The sequence below is a fragment of the Pseudomonas sp. Marseille-QA0332 genome (assembly GCF_054950175.1).
Genome location: NZ_CM143106.1, coordinates 2,872,730 through 2,889,519, shown reverse-complemented (window position 1 = coordinate 2,889,519; position 16,790 = coordinate 2,872,730). Strand labels below are relative to the sequence as shown.

The 16,790-nt window shown below is 64.6% G+C and carries 15 protein-coding genes; 5 read left to right on the top strand and 10 right to left on the bottom strand.

The features are described 5' to 3' along the window. Positions 1-62: 62 nt before the first annotated feature. The 3 genes from ACY8GK_RS13430 to ACY8GK_RS13420 all read right to left on the bottom strand — a co-directional run bounded on the left by ACY8GK_RS13430 (position 63) and on the right by ACY8GK_RS13420 (position 2,376). Positions 63-1,169 carry an AGE family epimerase/isomerase gene (locus ACY8GK_RS13430; RefSeq protein ID WP_462401435.1) on the bottom strand — a complete coding sequence of 369 codons (1,107 nt, stop codon included), beginning with the start codon at positions 1,167-1,169 and terminating at the stop codon, positions 63-65. Between the two features lie 59 nt (positions 1,170-1,228). After that, positions 1,229-1,861 carry an HTH-type transcriptional repressor FabR gene (fabR, locus tag ACY8GK_RS13425; protein WP_196176056.1) on the bottom strand — a complete coding sequence of 211 codons (633 nt, stop codon included), beginning with the start codon at positions 1,859-1,861 and terminating at the stop codon, positions 1,229-1,231. 104 nt (positions 1,862-1,965) lie between these two features. Beyond that, entirely contained in the window at positions 1,966-2,376 is a 411-nt protein-coding gene (locus ACY8GK_RS13420; protein WP_462401434.1) for a phage infection protein, read from the bottom strand. A 317-nt stretch (positions 2,377-2,693) separates the two neighbouring features. Between ACY8GK_RS13420 and ACY8GK_RS13415 the strand changes: the two genes are divergently transcribed. Beyond that, positions 2,694-4,757 carry an AsmA family protein gene (locus ACY8GK_RS13415; RefSeq protein ID WP_462401433.1) on the top strand — a complete coding sequence of 688 codons (2,064 nt, stop codon included), beginning with the start codon at positions 2,694-2,696 and terminating at the stop codon, positions 4,755-4,757. A gap of 209 nt (positions 4,758-4,966) precedes the next feature. Here the strand turns inward: ACY8GK_RS13415 and ACY8GK_RS13410 are convergent, their stop codons facing one another. Both ACY8GK_RS13410 and osmE read right to left on the bottom strand, forming a co-directional pair. After that, positions 4,967-5,497: a ferritin-like domain-containing protein gene (locus tag ACY8GK_RS13410; protein ID WP_196176061.1), complete on the bottom strand. Its 531-nt coding sequence runs from the start codon at positions 5,495-5,497 to the stop codon at positions 4,967-4,969. Positions 5,498-5,543: 46 nt separating this feature from the next. Next, positions 5,544-5,885: an osmotically-inducible lipoprotein OsmE gene (gene osmE, locus ACY8GK_RS13405; RefSeq protein WP_196176063.1), complete on the bottom strand. Its 342-nt coding sequence runs from the start codon at positions 5,883-5,885 to the stop codon at positions 5,544-5,546. A 111-nt stretch (positions 5,886-5,996) separates the two neighbouring features. Between osmE and ACY8GK_RS13400 the strand changes: the two genes are divergently transcribed. Further along, a complete protein-coding gene (locus ACY8GK_RS13400) occupies positions 5,997-6,887 on the top strand; it encodes an esterase/lipase family protein (protein WP_462401432.1) in 891 nt (296 codons plus the stop codon). An 84-nt stretch (positions 6,888-6,971) separates the two neighbouring features. Further along, positions 6,972-7,979, top strand: coding sequence for an AI-2E family transporter (locus ACY8GK_RS13395; protein ID WP_196176068.1), 1,008 nt, complete (start codon positions 6,972-6,974; stop codon positions 7,977-7,979). 104 nt (positions 7,980-8,083) lie between these two features. Here the strand turns inward: ACY8GK_RS13395 and ACY8GK_RS13390 are convergent, their stop codons facing one another. After that, on the bottom strand, positions 8,084-9,349 hold the full coding sequence (locus ACY8GK_RS13390; RefSeq protein WP_462401431.1) for an Hsp70 family protein: 1,266 nt from the start codon (positions 9,347-9,349) through the stop codon (positions 8,084-8,086). Positions 9,350-9,512: 163 nt separating this feature from the next. Between ACY8GK_RS13390 and cbpA the strand changes: the two genes are divergently transcribed. Beyond that, on the top strand, positions 9,513-10,457 hold the full coding sequence (gene cbpA, locus ACY8GK_RS13385; RefSeq protein ID WP_196176072.1) for a curved DNA-binding protein: 945 nt from the start codon (positions 9,513-9,515) through the stop codon (positions 10,455-10,457). Between the two features lie 2 nt (positions 10,458-10,459). After that, positions 10,460-10,765 carry a chaperone modulator CbpM gene (locus tag ACY8GK_RS13380; protein ID WP_196176074.1) on the top strand — a complete coding sequence of 102 codons (306 nt, stop codon included), beginning with the start codon at positions 10,460-10,462 and terminating at the stop codon, positions 10,763-10,765. Between the two features lie 267 nt (positions 10,766-11,032). On the opposite strand, the gene ACY8GK_RS13375 is transcribed toward ACY8GK_RS13380, so the two are convergent. The 4 genes from ACY8GK_RS13375 to ACY8GK_RS13360 form a co-directional block, all read right to left on the bottom strand. Continuing rightward, positions 11,033-11,548 (bottom strand): N-acetyltransferase family protein, encoded by a 516-nt coding sequence (locus tag ACY8GK_RS13375; RefSeq protein WP_462401430.1) that lies wholly within the window; start codon positions 11,546-11,548, stop codon positions 11,033-11,035. A gap of 69 nt (positions 11,549-11,617) precedes the next feature. After that, a complete protein-coding gene (cycA, locus tag ACY8GK_RS13370; protein ID WP_196176078.1) occupies positions 11,618-13,021 on the bottom strand; it encodes a D-serine/D-alanine/glycine transporter in 1,404 nt (467 codons plus the stop codon). A gap of 267 nt (positions 13,022-13,288) precedes the next feature. Beyond that, positions 13,289-14,653, bottom strand: a complete 1,365-nt coding sequence (locus ACY8GK_RS13365; protein ID WP_462401429.1) for a PepSY-associated TM helix domain-containing protein — start codon at positions 14,651-14,653, stop codon at positions 13,289-13,291. Positions 14,654-14,708: 55 nt separating this feature from the next. Continuing rightward, complete coding sequence (locus ACY8GK_RS13360; RefSeq protein WP_462401428.1) at positions 14,709-16,778, bottom strand: TonB-dependent copper receptor; 2,070 nt, start codon at positions 16,776-16,778, stop codon at positions 14,709-14,711. Positions 16,779-16,790: the final 12 nt, after the last annotated feature.

Genomic DNA, 16,790 nt, shown 5'->3' with positions numbered 1-16,790 from the left:
ATACCAGGTCGGGCCAGGACCTCGGCCCGATTGGCTGACCGTCATCGAGCGCAAGCGCCTGGTCAAGCGCCCTCCAGCCGACGCAGTCCTTCCAGGCAGGTTGCCAGGTGGTATGGCGTGGTCGACGGCATGTCCGGACGGCTGAGCTTGCCATTGGCATCGAGACATTCATGCCAGCCGGCCGGCTGCAGGAAGCGTGCCTGCAACGCCTGTAGCTGGCGAGACAGCTTGGCCTGGCTGTCAGGACGCAGCGCCAGGGCGCGCACGTACTCGGCCTGTGCCCAGATACGCTGGCTGGCATCGAGGACCTTGTCGTCCGTGTCGAGCATCGCCAATACCGCCGCGTCTCTCACGCCTGTCTGCTCGGCGTGTTCGAAGCCGCGGGCGATCGAGGCATGCAGCGAAGTGCCACGCAGCAATGGCGACGTGTCGAGCAGGAAGAACCACTCGAACTGATGCCCCGGCTCGAACCAGTTGCCAGCGGTACCACGCGGCTTTTCGAGCATCACGCCGGAGCGCGGATCGACGAAGTGTCGCTGCAAGGCTTCGCACAACTGCAGCAGAGCGCGTTCCACATTCCGCTCCGGACGCACCGCGTGCGTTTGCAGCAACGCCTCGGCCAGGTGCATCTGGGGATTTTGCAGCGGGCCACTGGCCAGGTCCGACCAGTCCTCGGCGAGGCTGGCTTCGTACAGGCCATCCGCCCTGGCGAAGCGCCGTGCGACGATGCCCAGGGCGGTGTCGAGAGTCGATTCGACCAGCCGCTCCTGAACCTTGCCCCAGTAATGCGCGCAGGCGAAGACGATGAAGGCGTGGGTGTAGAGATCCTTGCGCCGATCGAGCGGCCTGCCCTGGGCATCGATGCTGTAGAACCAGCCACCCTGCCGCTGGTCATGGAAGTGCTGGCCCAGTGAGCGGAACAAGGCCGCGGCACGTTCGGCCGCGCCCGGCTCACCGATGCGGCTGCTGAACAGATAGAGCTGCCGGGCACAGGCCATGGCGCGATAGCGCTGTACTGGCAAGGGCTTGTGCTGCTCGTCCAGCGCCTCATAGGGCAACGCCATTTCGGCGTTCCAGCCGGGTCCTTGCCAGAGTGGCACGATAGTATCGGAGAAATGCCGGGCGAATCGGGCAAGCTGGGATATGACGTCGGGCTGGAGGGCGGGCATGGGACGCTCGTTGCGGTCGGGCAGGGCGTCATGGTAGCAGAATCACTGGCCTGGCCGCTTCAGCCAGGCGTACCGAGCCCCTGCCAGTGGCGCGCGCCAACGAAGATGAAGCGCAGTTGCTGGATGATCTTGTCCTGTGCGCTCAAGGGTTGAGGGCTGGTGGCGTCCGGGCTGTCGATCAGTTCCGGCAACGTTGCGAACACGGTTTTCACCACCAGGTCGGCCATGACGGCCAAGGCCGTCTGATCCAGATGCTGCCAGCGCGGCATGCGCGCCAGGTCGGTGGCCAGGTCGGAACTGATGTCGTGACGCAGGCGAGCGATGGCCTGGCGGACGGCCTGCGATCCCCCGTACTGCTCGCGTGCCAGGAACAGGAACTGGGCGCGGTTCGCGGCGACCACATCGAGGAAGATCCGCACCGAGGCATCGGTGATACCGCCAAGCTCGAGTTCGTTCTGACGTACCAGGCGAATGGTCTGCCGAAAGGTCGCATCGACTTCATTGACCAGGGCCAGGCCGAGGGCGTCCATGTCCGGGAAGTGTCGGTAGAAACCGGTCGGCACGATGCCTGCCAGCCGGGCCACTTCACGCAGGCTGATGCTGCCGAAACCGCGGCCGCTTTCCATGAGCTGGCACGCCGCATCGAGAAGGGCCTGGCGAGTCTGAAGCTTCTGTTCGGCGCGCGGCAGCATGGTTGCAACGTTGTGAGAGGACGGGGTTCGCACTCTAGATAAAAAGACGAAGCACGGTCAATGCGCTGCAGCCGCCGCGGGGCCAGCTTGCACGGCCTGCCGGTTCATCCGACATGGCCCGTCTGGTTCAGGCGATCGGCTCCACCTTCGGCGACCCGGTCGTTGCGCTGGTTCAGGCGATCAGCTCCACCTTCGGCGACCCGGTCGTTGCGCTGGTTCAGGCGATCGGCTCCGCCTTCGGCGACCCGGTCGTTGCGCTGGTTCAGGCGATCGGCTCCGCCTTCGGCGACCCGGTCGTTGCGCTGGTTCAGGCGATCGGCTCCGCCTTCGGCGACTCGGTCGTTGCGCTCGATCAGGCGGTCCGTGCCACCTTCTGCGAGCGTGTCCAGTGGCAGGAAACGTTCGAGACGGTCAGGATGGGACTCAGCCGCCAGTTGTTGTTCGTCGGCGGGCATGGCCAAGGCATTGGCAGCCAGAACGGAGAAGGAAAGGCCAAGCAGCAGTGGGAATTTCATGATATCGGCGCTCCTCTGGAGGGCTTTGCAATAGGGACGAAGCCAATGCTACTCGCGCCTGGTCGATTCAGAAGTGCATATGAGTGATGGTGAAAATCGACGCTGTCGATGTTCATCGCAAGGGCTCTGGAACAAGGTTCTGCGCGAAATGAAAGCAAATGGCCAGGTAGCGCCCGGTGGCTTGGCCCGGTGATTTGTCCAGCGCAAATGCCACTGTCGTGACCCCTTGGATAAAACCTGGCGGGTTTTCATCAGTCCGAGGTATTACCGCACTCGTTTGCCGCCACCGTTTTCGTTGTCATCAGGAGATTCCCGCAATGACGCGCCCCGCCAGAATCGCTACCTGGATCTTTGCCAGCATCGCCACATTGCTGTTGATCCTGGTGGTGGTCATCGCCACTTTCGACTGGAATCGGATCAAGCCTCTGCTCAATGAGAAGGTCTCCGAAGCGCTCCACCGCCCCTTCGCCATCAACGGCAACCTTGCCGTGCGCTGGCAGCGCGAGCCGGAGGAAGGCGGCTGGCGTGCCTGGGTGCCGTGGCCACGCTTCATTGCCGAAGACCTGACACTGGGCAACCCCGAATGGCTCAAGGAGCCGCGCATGGTCGGTCTGCAGCGGGTGGAGTTCCGCCTCTCGCCACTGCCGCTGCTGTTCCGGCAGATCGTCATTCCACGCATCGACCTGACGCGTCCTGACGCCAGCCTGACCCGTCTGGCCGATGGCCGGGCCAACTGGACCTTCGACTTCGGACCCAAGGATGAGAATGCCGAGCCGTCCAGCTGGGAACTGGACATCGGCTCGATCGGGTTCGACCAGGGCAACGTCAGCTTCGAGGACCAGACGCTCAAGGCCAGCATGAAGGTGCAGATCGACCCGCTGGGCAAGCCGATCCCCTTCGGCGACATCGTCGGCAAGGCGACCGCGCAGAAGACCGGCGGCGCCCAGGACTACGCCTTCGGTCTCAAGGCCGAAGGGCGCTACAAAGGCCAGCCGGTATCGGGCACTGGCAAGATCGGTGGGCTGCTGGCCTTGCGCGACGCCGAGCAGCCATTCCCGCTGCAAGCCGATGTACGTATCGCCGACACCCATGTGGTGCTCGCCGGCACCTTGGTCGATCCACTCAACCTCGGCGCGCTGGACTTGCGCCTGCGTCTTTCCGGCAACAGCCTGGGCAATCTCTATCCGTTGACCGGCGTGACCTTGCCCGATACCCCGGCGTACTCCACCGACGGTCATCTGACCGCCAACCTGCAGGCCAAGGAAGGCCCCAGGTTCCGCTACGAGCAGTTCAACGGCAAGATCGGCAACAGCGATATCCATGGGGACCTGGGCTTCGTCTCCAGCCAGCCCCGCTCGAAGCTGACCGGCAAGCTGCTGTCGAACCAGCTGCTGTTCGATGATCTGGCGCCATTGATCGGTGCCGACTCCAATGCCGAGCAGAAAGCGCGTGGTGGCGCCAGCAAGCAGCCGGCCGACAAGGTGTTGCCGGTCGAAGAGTTCCGGACCGACCGGTGGCGGGCCATGGATGCCGACGTCACCTTTACCGGCAAGCGTATCGTGCACAGTGAACAGCTGCCGTTCAACGACCTGTCGGCCCATGTCATCCTCGACGATGGCCTGCTGCGCCTGGAGCCGCTGCGCTTCGGCGTGGCCGGTGGCAACCTGGATTCGCGTATCCGCCTGGATGGGCGCAGCACGCCGTTGCAAGGCCGTGCGCAGCTGACCGCGCGGGGTTTCAAGCTCAAGCAGCTGTTCCCCGGCTTCGCCCCTATGCAGACCAGCTTTGGCGAGCTCAACGGTGATGCCGACCTGAGCGGCCGTGGCAATTCGGTAGCGGCGCTGCTGGGGAGCTCCAGCGGTGATCTGCGCCTGTTGGTCAACGATGGCGCCATCAGCCGCAGCCTGATGGAAATCGCCGGGCTCAATGTTGGCAACTACGTCGTCGACAAGCTGTTCGGCGACGAGGAGGTGAAGATCAACTGCGCGGCGGCCGATGTCGGAATCAAGGACGGGCTGGCCAAGACCCGCCTGTTCGTCTTCGACACGGAAAACGCCGTCATCTACATCGATGGCATCGCCAACTTCGCCAGCGAGCGGCTGGACTTGAAGATCAGCCCTGAGTCCAAGGGGCTGCGGCTGTTCTCGCTGCGCTCGCCCCTGTATGTCCGGGGCTCGTTCGCCAATCCGAGCGCCGGGGTGCAGGCGGTGCCGCTGGCGCTGCGTGGTGCCGGCATGGTTGCCCTCGGTGTGACGGTCGGCCCCGCGGCTGGCCTGCTGGCGCTGATCGCCCCTGGCGACGACGTGCCGGACCAGTGCAAGCCACTGCTGCAGAAGATGAAGGCTGGCCAGGCGCCCAAGGCTGTGAATTCGAAGCAATAGGTTTCTTCGAAAGGTCACCAAGTGGCGACCAGGCAAGTAAAACAGGCGAACAAGCGCAGTTCGCGAGGTGTGAATGTGCATTGCGAGCCTGCTTTCAACGTAGCAGGAGCGTCGCGCCGGCACTGTTCGTACGGCAAAAGCACATCGGCCCCAGGGCGCGTCACCCTGGGGCCGATGCATGACTGACCGGGGGCCAAGCCCGGCCAGGTTCAGAGGTCGTTGAGAATGTCCGCCATGTCGTCGGCATGCTCTTCTTCCTGGGCGAGGATGTCCTCGAAGATCCGTCGGGTGGTCGGATCTTTCTCGCCGATGTACTGGATGATCTCGCGATAGCTGTCGATGGCGATGCGTTCAGCGACCAGGTCCTCGAGGACCATCTCCTTGAGCGTGCTGCCGGCGACGTACTGGGCATGCGAGTTGCGACTCAGGTTGTCCGGGTTGAAGTCGGGCTCCCCACCCAGCTGCACGATACGTTCGGCCAGCCGGTCGGCATGCTCGGCTTCCTGATTGGCATGCTCGAGGAACTCGTCGGCGGCGACGCTGGCCTTGATGCCGCTGGCCATGAAGTAGTGGCGCTTGTAGCGCAGGGTGCAGACCAGCTCGGTGGCCAGCGCCTCATTGAGCAGACGCAGGATTTCCTGGCGGTCGGCATTGTAGCCCTCGGTCACGGCGCCCTGTTCGACGTGCTGGCGGGCACGTTGGCGCAGGACGTTCACGTCGGTCAGTTCGATGCTGCTCATCGGTTATCTCCAGGCAATTCAGGTAAGGTGTTCACGGTTCGCGGGTTCAGGCGCCCGGTACCGCCTTGCGGTCTTCTTCACGTTGCTTGCAGGTCTTGAAGCCCTTGGCATCGACGTGACCGGTGGCATCGAAGCGCACGTAGTACGGCTGCTGATGACCTTCGCGGTTGAGGATGTAGTCATTGCAGGTGCCACCATTGGGCAGGTCCGTGACAGTGGAAGGGCTGCCGCCGATGGCGATCACCTTCTGCATGGTCATGCCGTTCTCGACCTGCTTGACCAGCGGCTGGTCGCGATAGGTGACATGGTCCACGGGGTTTTCCGGATGACTGCCGCAGGCGGCCAGGGTGGCGCTTGCCAGGAGAATTGCCAGGGTCTGCTTGTACATGGTGTCGTTCCTCGCTCGGATGCTGTTCTGCTTGGAGCCGCGCCGCGCTTGAGGAGTTCGATTGCGAACGCCGCTTGTCGGCGCGCAGGTCGGCGAAGAACAGGAGCAAGCATGAGTCAGGAACTGGCCACGCGATATCCACTGGTGCTGGTGCCGGGCATGTTCGGGTTCGTCCGGCTGGTCTTCTATCCGTACTGGTACGGCATCCCTGCGGCATTACGCCAGGGCGGCGCCCAGGTGTTCCCGGTGCAGGTCTCGCCGCTGCACGGTACCCAGGTACGAGGCGAGCAACTGCTGGCGATCCTCGAGGACATCTGCCAGCGTACCGGCGCCGCCAAGGTCAATCTGCTCGGCCACAGCCAGGGCGCCCTCGACGCACGCCATGCCGCGGCCCGGCGACCAGACCGGGTCGCCTCGGTGACCTCCATCGCCGGTCCCAACCAGGGTTCGGAGCTGGCTGACTGGCTCGAGCGCAAGGCACCCGACGGCTCGCCCCAAGGCAGGCTGCTCAAGGTCCTGCTAGAGGGCATCGCAGCCTTGCTGGTCTGGCTGGAAACCGACTGGCGCCGCCATCCCCTGCCCATCGATGCGCAGGCGGCGCACCAGGCGCTGACCAGCGCCGGGGTCGCCTCGTTCAACCAGGCGTGCCCTCAAGGACTGCCTTTGGCCTGGGGCGCCGAGGGGCCGGGGCTGGTCGATGGGGTGCGCTACTATTGCTGGTCGGGTACCTTGCAACCAGGCCTGACCGACCAGGGACGCAATCGCCTGGATGGCAGCCATCGCTTCTGCCGCCTGTGTGCCCGCAGCTTCGTGCGCGAGCGGGGCCAGTGCGATGGCATGGTCGGTCGCTACAGTTCTCACCTGGGCCAGGTGATCGGCGATGACTATCCGCTCGATCATCTGGATATCGTCAACCAGTCGCTGGGCGCGGTGGGCAAGGGGGTCGACCCCGTGCGCCTGTTCATCGAGCACGCTGCCAGGCTCAAGGCCGCCGGGCTGTAGGCTCATGACAGGGTCGTGTCACTATGCCTGCAGGTCGAAGGCTGGCAGACTGCAAGCTTTCCCGCAGTCCGTCGTCGAGGTTGTATGACGTTCACCCCACGCCAGGTCATCCTGGCCAGCTGGATCATCGTCTTTGCCGGCCTACTGTTGGCCTTGCCCCTGAAGTTGCTGCCGAGCCTGCTGGCCGGTCTGCTGGTCTTCGAGCTGGTGAACATGCTCACCCCGAGGCTGCAACCGTTGCTCGCCGGCCAGCGTGCTCGCTGGCTGGCGGTGGCCCTGCTTGGCACCTTGGTGGTGACGACCTTGAGCCTGTTGTTTGCCGGCGCGATCAGCTTTCTGCTACACGAGGCGGAAAACCCAGGCGCTTCGCTCGATCGCTTCATGCTGGTGGTCGATCGCGCCCGTAGCCAGTTGCCACCGTTCATCGACAGCTACCTGCCAGCCAGCGCGGCCGAGTTCCGCACCGCCATCGGCGAGTGGCTCAAGAGCCACCTCGGCGAGCTGCAATGGCTGGGCAAGGGCGCGGCGCACATGTTCGTCACCCTGCTGATCGGCATGATCCTTGGCGCCATCGTCGCGCTGCAGCGCATTCCCGATGTCTCGCGACGCAAGCCACTGGCCGCCGCCCTGTTCGAACGCCTGAACCTGCTGGTCCAGGCCTTTCGCAACATCGTCTTCGCGCAGATCAAGATCTCCCTGCTCAACACCGCCTTCACCGGGATCTTCCTGGCGCTGGTGCTGCCGCTGTTCGGCATCCACCTGCCGCTGACCAAGACGCTGATCGTGTTGACCTTCCTGCTCGGGCTGCTGCCGGTGATCGGCAACCTGATGTCCAACACGCTGATCACCATCGTCGGCCTGTCGCTGTCGATCTGGGTAGCGGTTGCGGCCCTGGGCTACCTGATCGTCATCCACAAGGTCGAGTACTTCCTCAATGCTCGAATCGTCGGCGGGCAGATCAGTGCCAAGTCCTGGGAGCTGCTCCTGGCGATGCTGGTATTCGAGGCCGCGTTCGGCCTGCCCGGTGTGGTGGCCGGGCCGATCTACTATGCCTACCTCAAGAGCGAGCTGCGGCGCGCCGAACTGGTCTGAGGGGGGAGCGAACTGCAAGCGGCAAGCTGCAAGCTGCAAGCAGATTGCGCCATCTGCAAGAGCGGCGCGATCCGCTTGCCGCTTGCCGCTTGCCGCTTGCCGTCTCAGCCGTAGCGCTTGCGAGCCTCGATGGCCAGGCCGCTGCCGATGCTGCCGAACCGGTTGCCCTCGACGTGACGGGCATTGGGCAGCATGGCCGCGATGCTCTGGCGCAGGGCCGGAATGCCGCTCGATCCGCCGGTGAAGAAGACCGTGTCGACCTGGCTTTGGCCGATGCCAGCCTTGCTCAGCAGCTCGCCGACACTGCCGCGCACGCGCTGCAGCAGCCCTTCGATGGCATCCTCGAACAAAGGCCGGGTCAGCTCGACGGCCAGGTCGGGTTCGATCCTTCGCAAGTCGATGCAGCGGTTTTGCTGCTCGGTCAGCTCGATCTTGCTCGTCTCGACCTCCATGGCCAGCCAGTGTCCGGCGCGCTGCTCGATCAGCTTGAACAGGCGATCGATGCCCACGGTGTCCTCGATGTCGTAGCGCATGCTGCCCAGCGACAGCTGTGACTTCTGCGAGTACAGGCTGTTGATGGTGTGCCAGGTGGCCAGGTTGAGGTGGTAGCTGGTAGGCATCAGCGCCTGGCTCTTCATCCGGCTGCCGTAGCCGAACAGTGGCATGACGCCCTGCAGGCTGAGCTGCTTGTCGAAGTCGGTACCACCGATGTGCACACCGCCGGTCGCGAGAATGTCGCCGTGGCGGTCGTCGAGCAGGTGGCGCTCCGGCGCCAGGCGTACCAGCGAGAAGTCCGAGGTCCCACCACCAATGTCGACGATCAGCACCAGCTCCTCGCGGCTGATGCCCGACTCGTAGTCGAAGGCCGCGGCGATCGGTTCGTACTGGAAAGAGACTTCCTTGAAGCCGATCTTGCGCGCCACTTCGGCGAGGGTGTCCTCGGCTTCCTGGTCGGCGACCGGGTCCTCGTCGACGAAGAATACCGGACGCCCCAGCACCACTTCGTCGAAGCTGCGTCCGGCATTGGCCTGGGCACGCTGCCTGAGCTCGCCGATGAACATGCCGAGCAGGTCCTTGAACGGCAATGCCGTGCCCAGCACGCTGGTATCGTGCTTGATCAGCTTGGAACCGAGCAGGCTCTTGAGCGAACGCATGAGCCGGCCTTCGTAACCTTCCAGGTACTCGTGCAGCGCCATGCGACCATAGGCCGGCCGGCGTTCCTCGAGATTGAAGAAGACCACCGAGGGCAGGGTGATCTTGCCGTCCTCCAGGGCGAGCAGCGTCTCGACGCCGGGACGGTACCAGCCGACCGTCGAATTGGAGGTGCCGAAGTCGATGCCGCAGGCGCGGGCCGGGGTTGGGTCAGGCATGGGAAGAGCTTCCGGAGGCAAAACGGCCGCGCAGTGTATGCCAGTGGCTCGCAGAATCAAGACCGATCGTCTGCGCTGCGACGCAGCCAGACACACCTTGGAAAGGCTATGCTTGACCCCTATCTTCAGTTGCAACGCACATTTTTCGAGGGTGAGCCCTTAAATGGACTTCAAAGACTACTACAAGATACTTGGCGTCGAGCCCACGGCCGATGACAAGGCGATCAAGGCGGCCTACCGCAAGCTGGCGCGCAAGTATCATCCCGACGTCAGCAAGGAACGCGACGCCGAGGACAGGTTCAAGGAGGCCAACGAGGCCTATGAGGTGCTCGGCAGCCCGGAGAAGCGCGCCGAGTACGACGAGATCCGCAAGTACGGCGGCCAGCATGGCCGGCCGTTCCAGGCGCCCCCAGGCTGGGAAGGGCGTGGCGGCGGCGGTTTCGAGAACGGCGATTTCTCGGATTTCTTCAGCTCGATCTTCGGCGCCCGTGGCGGCAGCCCCTTCGGTCGTGCTCAGCAACGTAGCGCGGGCAGGCGAGGGCAGGACGTGGAACTGGAACTGGCGATCTTCCTCGAGGAAACCCTGAGCAAGGAGTCCAAGCAGGTCAGCTTCCAGGTGCCGCAGTTCGACGCCAATGGCCAGCGCAGCGGGTTCACCACCAGGACGCTGAACGTCAGGATTCCTGCCGGCGTGACCGACGGCGAACGCATCCGCCTCAAGGGGCAGGGGGCGCCCGGTATCGGTGGAGGTGCCAATGGCGACCTGTTCATGACCATCCGCATGGCGCCGCATCCCTTGTTCGATGTCGAGGGCCACGACCTGATCATCACCGTGCCCCTGGCTCCTTGGGAGGCGGCGCTGGGCACCAAGGTGGCGGTGCCGACGTTGACCGGCCGGATCAACCTGACCATTCGCCCCGACAGCCAGAGCGGCCAGCGCTTGCGCATCAAGGGCATGGGGCTGGCGAACAAGCAGGGCGAGCGCGGCGATCTGTATGCGCAGCTCAAGGTGGTGATGCCAAGCCATTCCGACGCCAGTACCCGGGAACTGTGGAGCAAGCTTGCCGAGAAGGCCGCGTTCAATCCGAGGACTCAATGGAGTAGTTGATCATGAGCAGCACCCTGATCGTTCAGCTGGACATGCGAACCCTTTGCCAGGAGGCAGACCTCACGGCCGATTGCGTGATCGAGATCGTCGAACACGGCATCGTCGAACCGTCGGGACGAACGCCCGACGAATGGTTGTTCGACGATCAGGCGCCGCTTCTGGCCAGGCGCGCGGCCAAGTTGCGCCAGGAACTGGAACTGGAGTGGGAGGGTGTGGCCCTGGCGATGGAGCTGCTGCAGGAAGTACGGCAACTGCGCAGCGAGAACGTCATGCTGCGCCAGCGCCTGGGACGGTTTATCCAGGCATGACCAGAGCGTGCAGGCAGGACGCGGGTGCAGCCTAGCCATCACGACCAGTCCGACGCCACGGGTGCATACAGCCGTGCCAGCGAGGTGAAAGCGGTGGTCGCCTGGCAGATCCTGGCCCGTGTTGCGGGCCATTGCGGCCGGTACGGCGTCCCGGCCGCGATGGGCTGAGCAGCAGCCTCAGGATCTGCAGATGAGCACTGCTGCCGGCTGTACCTGGCACGGGCAGGAATGTTCTGGCCGGCAGCGACCCAAGGCCGCTGCGGCCGCTCACATTGGCACGGCTCCCGGCGTCAATACCAGCTGCATGAACGTCAGGTCCAGCCAGCGCCCGAACTTCACCCCGACCTGTGGCATCTGCCCGGTCACCTCGAACCCCAGTCTTTCATGCAGCCGTATCGAGGCCGCATTGCCGCGTTCGATGGCAGCCACCATCACATGCTTGCCACGACCCCGCGCCCGCTCGATCAAGGCTTGCATCAACGCGAACCCCAAGCCCCTGCCTCGCTGGTCGTCGCGCACGTACAGCGAATGTTCGACGCTGTAGCGGAACCCTTCGAACGGTCGCCAGTCGCCGAACGAGGCATAGCCCAGCACGCCGCTGTCGTCGACCGCCACCAGGATCGGATAGCCGTGCGCCGCCCGGGCTTCGAACCAGGCTTGGCGGTTGGCCAGGTCGACCGGGGTCTCGTTCCAGATCGCCGTGGTGTTGCGTACGGCGTCGTTGTAGATCGCCAGGATGGCGGGCACATCCTCGGCCAAGGCATCACGAATCTGGTAGCGCATGACAGAACCTCGCGAGTTCGATGAGCGTATCGGCGTCAGGCAGGGCCAGGCGTGGCTGGCCCTGTCCGGTCATTGCGGCACTGCCCGCCGGCTGATGCGCCTGGCTCGCACGAAGCGATAGGTGATGGCCAGGATCAGGAACCACAGCGGCGTGACGATCAGTGCCTTGCGTGTATCGTCCTCGAGGCTCAGCAATACCAGGATGAAGGCGAAGAAGGCCAGGCAGACATGGCACATGAAACGCCCGCCAGGCATCTTGTAGGTCGAGGCCTGGTGCAAGGCGCCGCGCTGCTTGCGGTATCTGAGGTACGACAGCAGGATCAGCGACCAGACGAACATGAACAGGATCGCCGACACGGTCGTCACCAGGGTGAAGGCCTCGACCAGGTTGGGAATCACATAGATCAGCGCGGCCCCGAGCAGCAGGCAGGTGCAGGAGAAATACAGCCCGTTGGCCGGTACGCTGCGGCGCGAGAGCTTCTCGAAGGCTTTCGGCGCGTCGCCTTCCTGGGCCAGTCCGTAGAGCATGCGGCTGGTCGAGAAGACCCCGCTGTTGGCCGAGGAGGCGGCCGAAGTGAGCACGACGAAATTGATCAGGCTGGCCGCGGCGGGCAGCCCGGCAAGGACGAACAGCTCGACGAACGGGCTCTTGCCAGGCACCACGTCGCGCCATGGCGTGACGGCCATGATCGCCACCAGGGCCAGCACGTAGAACACGATGATCCGCACCGGGATCGAGTTGATCGCGCGTGGCAGGGTGCGCATGGGATCCTTGGCTTCGGCGGCGGTGGTGCCTACCAGTTCGATCCCGACGAAGGCGAACACGGCGATCTGGAAACCGGCGAAGAAACCCATCAGGCCATGCGGGAACATGCCGGCGTCGTTCCACAGGTTGGCCAGGCTCGCGATTCGCCCGTTCGGCGACTCGAAGCCGATGAGCACCATGTACAGGCCGGTGGCGACCAGCCCGAGAATGGCGATGATCTTGATCAGCGCGAACCAGAACTCGATCTCGCCGAACATCTTCACGGTGATCAGGTTCAGCGACAGCAGCACGCCGACGCAGGCCAGCGCGGGCAGCCACTGGGGCAGCTCGGGAAACCAGAACTGGGTATAGGCGGCGATGGCGATCACATCGGCGATCCCGGTGATCACCCAGCAGAACCAATAGGTCCAGCCGGTGAAGTAACCGGCCCAGGGGCCAAGCAGGTCGGCGGAGAAGTCGATGAACGACTTGTAGTTCAGGTTCGACAGCAGCAGTTCGCCCATCGCGCGCATGACGAAGAACAGCATGAAGCCGATGATCATGTAGACGAAGATGATCGATGGGCCGGCCAGGCTGATGGTCTTGCCCGAGCCCATGAACAGGCCTGTGCCGATCGCGCCACCGATGGCGATCAGCTGGATGTGGCGGTTGGTCAGGTTGCGTTGCAGGTGCTGGTCGTCAGCTGGGCTGGAGGAAGTCCTGGTCATTGGCTGCATTCCATGGAGGGTCAGTCTTGTTGTGCGAGAAAGCCGTACAGGCTAACACGAGCGTACCAATTCGGGGCGTGACAGATCGACTCGACTTTTGCCGGGCAATGCCCGGCAAGCCTGCGGCAGGGCAGGCTCGAGCGCATCGGCCCGAAGGGTTTCCGCGAGTCCCAGACGGCTCCGAAGACCCCAGGCGGATCCCGAAAAGCCTTGCGCGGCAGCCTGCTCGTCGCCGCCCGGGCCGGGACGGCCGCGAACAGCCCAGGCTCAAGCCTCGATCGCTACCTTGCGTCGTACCCACAGGCTGTCGACCACCCACATCACCAGCATCGACGCACCTACCAGCGGGAAGGCCAGGCCAAGCGCAAGCATCACCGCCGTGGCGGTCTTCCAGCGTGGCAAGTCATGCCGCAAAGGAGGAACGCCCAGGCCGCCGACAGGGCGGCGTTTCCACCACATCACCAGGCCACTGGTGGCGCCCAGCAGGATCATCAGGCATACCAGCAATACCGCGATCTGGTTGAGCGGCCCGAACATCTTGCCTTCGTGCAGCATAACGCCCAGTTCGGTGGCACGCGCGACCGCGCCGTAGTCGCGCCAGCGGACATCGGCCAGGACCTTGCCGGTGTACTGGTCGACGTGCAAGGTGGCATCGTTGCGCGGATCATCGGCGAATACGGCGATGGTGAACACGCCTTCTGCGGTGGTCGGCAGGGTGATGCTGTAGCCCGGCTCGACGCCACTGGCCGTGGCGATGTCCTGCACCTGCTGCAGGCTCACCTGCGGGGCTGCCGGGGCGCTGGACATCATGTGCTGCCCCATGTGTTCGGCATGCGCGCCCGACTGCGGCATCGGCGTGTTCTCCATGGCCCAGGGCACGGTCTGGCGATGGGCATGATTGAGCTCGCGGGCCTGTTGATCCGAGGCCGGTACGGCGTTCCACATGGCTGTCGGGAAGCGATTCCACAGGTCGGCGTACTGCTTGCCCCAGAGGCCGGTCCAGGTCATTCCGCTGAGCAGCATCAGCAGTAGCAGGCCGGCCCCCCAGAAGCCACTCACTGCATGCAGGTCACGCCACAGCAGCCTGCCGCGCGCCGACAGGCGCGGCCAGAGGACGCCGCCACGCCCGCGCCCACGCGGCCACCACAGGTACAGGCCCGACACCACCAGCACGATGCCCCAGCCCGCGGCCAGCTCCACCAGGCGGTCACCGACGGTCCCGACCATCAGCTCGCCATGCAAGGCGCGGGCGATGGCTTGCAGGTTGTACTGACTGTCCTGTTCGCCAAGCAGTTTGCCGCTGTACGGGTCGACGAACACGTTCAGCTCGCGCCCATGGTCATGTACCACGAACTGCGCGCTGCGCCCGGCATCGATGGCAGGCAGGTACTGCCCTATGTGCCCTTGCGGATATGCCTGGTGCACATTGGCCATCAGGGTATCGGCCTCCAGCCGGTGGTGGCCGGCCTCGACTACCATCAGGTCGCGATACAACAGCGGGTCGAGCTGTGGCTTGAACAAATAGATGATCCCGGTGATGGCCAGCAGGATCATGAAGGGCGCGACGAACAGCCCGGCATAGAAATGCCAGCGCCACGCCAGGTTGTAGAAGGAAATCCGTGAACCGTTCATGGAACGCTCCGATAGTGGCCAGGAGGCGCGGCCAATGGCCGCGCCTGATGCGGGTTCAGAAACTCAGGTCGACTTTGGTCCAGAAGGTTCGCCCGGGCTCGTCGACGGGCCTGGGATCGTTGGCCGGATAGCCGAACCCGGCATTGCCAGCCAGGTTCAGGTGCTCGGCGTAGGTCTTGTCGAACAGGTTGTCCACACCGGCGCTGAGCTTGAGCTGTTTGTTGACCTTGTAGGCGCCATTGAGCGAGAAGACTCCGAAGCCGGCGCTGTCCTGGTAATCCTTGCCGACCACGTTGCCCTGGTTCTCGGCGACGCGATGCTGCGCCGCCACCAGCCGCCACAAGGCGCCGGCGCTCCAGGCATCCTGGCTGTAGGTCAGGCCAAGGCGCGTTTCCAGTGGCGGCATCTGCGGCAGCGCCCTGCCGTCACTGCTGTTCTTGCCCCAGGCGTAGGCCAGGGTCGCGTCGGCTTTCCAATTGTCCGACAGCTTGTAACCTGCGCCGAACTCGCCGCCCATGACCCTTGCATCGATGTTCCGTGCCTGCGAGCTGCTCATGCCCATCATGCTGGTGCGGTAGTCGAACAGGATGAAGTCGCGTACCTGACCGGCATAGGCGGACGCCCAAGCATCCAGGCGCTCGCCACGGTACTGCACGCCCAGGTCGAGCTGAGTGGTCTTTTCCGGCTTGATGCCGTCGAAGGCATTGCGCGAGCCGGCAGGCCCCTGGCTGGGCGAGAACAGTTCCCAGTAGTCAGGAAAACGCTGGGCATGGCCGATACCGAGGTAGGCCGTGGCCGGCAGCGAAGCGAGGTCGTGCTCCAGGCGCACGAAGCCGCTGGGCAAGCTGTCGGCGCGGGTGTCACCGCCGGTGGCGCTGGCCTGGCGAAAATCCCGGGCCGAAGCGCGATCCAGGCGCAGGCCACTGACCAGGCGGTCTTCGCTCGTGGCGTACCAGGTCAGTTCGGCGAAGGCACCGTAGTCATGGAAATCGGCATCCTTGGTCCAGGGCTGGCCTCGGTGCGCGTCGATGCCCATGCCACCACGCTTGCGGTGCTCGTTGGTCTGCGCGTCGAGGCCGCCGATCAGCTGCAGGTCGGCCCAGCGCCAGGTGGCCTTGACACGCGCGCCCAAGGAGCGGCGATCGACATTGCTGACCATCGGCATGCCCATCATGCCGCTGCCGGAGGGGCGACGCAGGCTGTAGTTGTCCATCACATGATCAGCATAGTTGTACCAGGCTTGCGCCTCGATCTTGTCCAGCACATCGCCGAGGCCGGACTTCTCGAAGCGCAGCCCCAGGCTCTCGCGCTTGAACTGCGAACCGTCCATGCCGCGCCCGGCATAGCGTGCCTCGCCATCGCCGCGTCCGGCGGTCAGCTCCAGCAGGGTTTCGGCGTCCGGGGTCCAGCCAAGGGTGACGTCACCGTTCCACTTGTCCCAGCGCGAAGGCACATCGTCGCCACGGCCATTGCGGTAGTCATCGGCGCGCGACTGGTTGCCGACGAAACGTGCATAGGCCTGGCTGTTGCCAGCCGCGACATCGAGCAGCTTGTCCAGGCGACCGTTGGAGCCGACCAGCAGGCTGGCATCGATGCGGCTGCCGAGTTCGCCGAAGACCTCCGGCTCACGTTCGAACAGCACGGTGCCGGCCGAGCCGCCCGGTCCCCAGATGACGCTTTGCGGACCCTTGATGACGGTCAGTCGGTCATAGGTTTCCGGCGATATGTAGGACGTGGGGGCGTCCATGCGGTTGGGACAGGCGCCGAGCATCAGGCCGCCATTGGTGAGTATGTTCAGGCGCGAGCCGAACATGCCGCGCAGGACCGGGTCGCCATTGGTGCCGCCCGAGCGGATCGCCGAGAAGCCTGGGATGGTCTTGAGGTAGTCGGCACCGTCGCTGGCCGGTACCGGCTGGCGAGGGTCCTTGGGGTTGGTGGTCACCGTCAGCGGCGAGCTGGGTGGCAGCGCGGTGATCACGGTTGGGCGCAGTTCTTTGAGGTCGCTTGGGCGGTGCTGCTCTCCAGCATCGGCCGCCACGGCGGCGAGCGGGGCCAGCAGCGAGCCACAAAGCAAGGCAAGGGTCCCGCGCAGGGATGGAGCAGGCAGACAGGTGTAGCCGGACATAATCATTCCAAT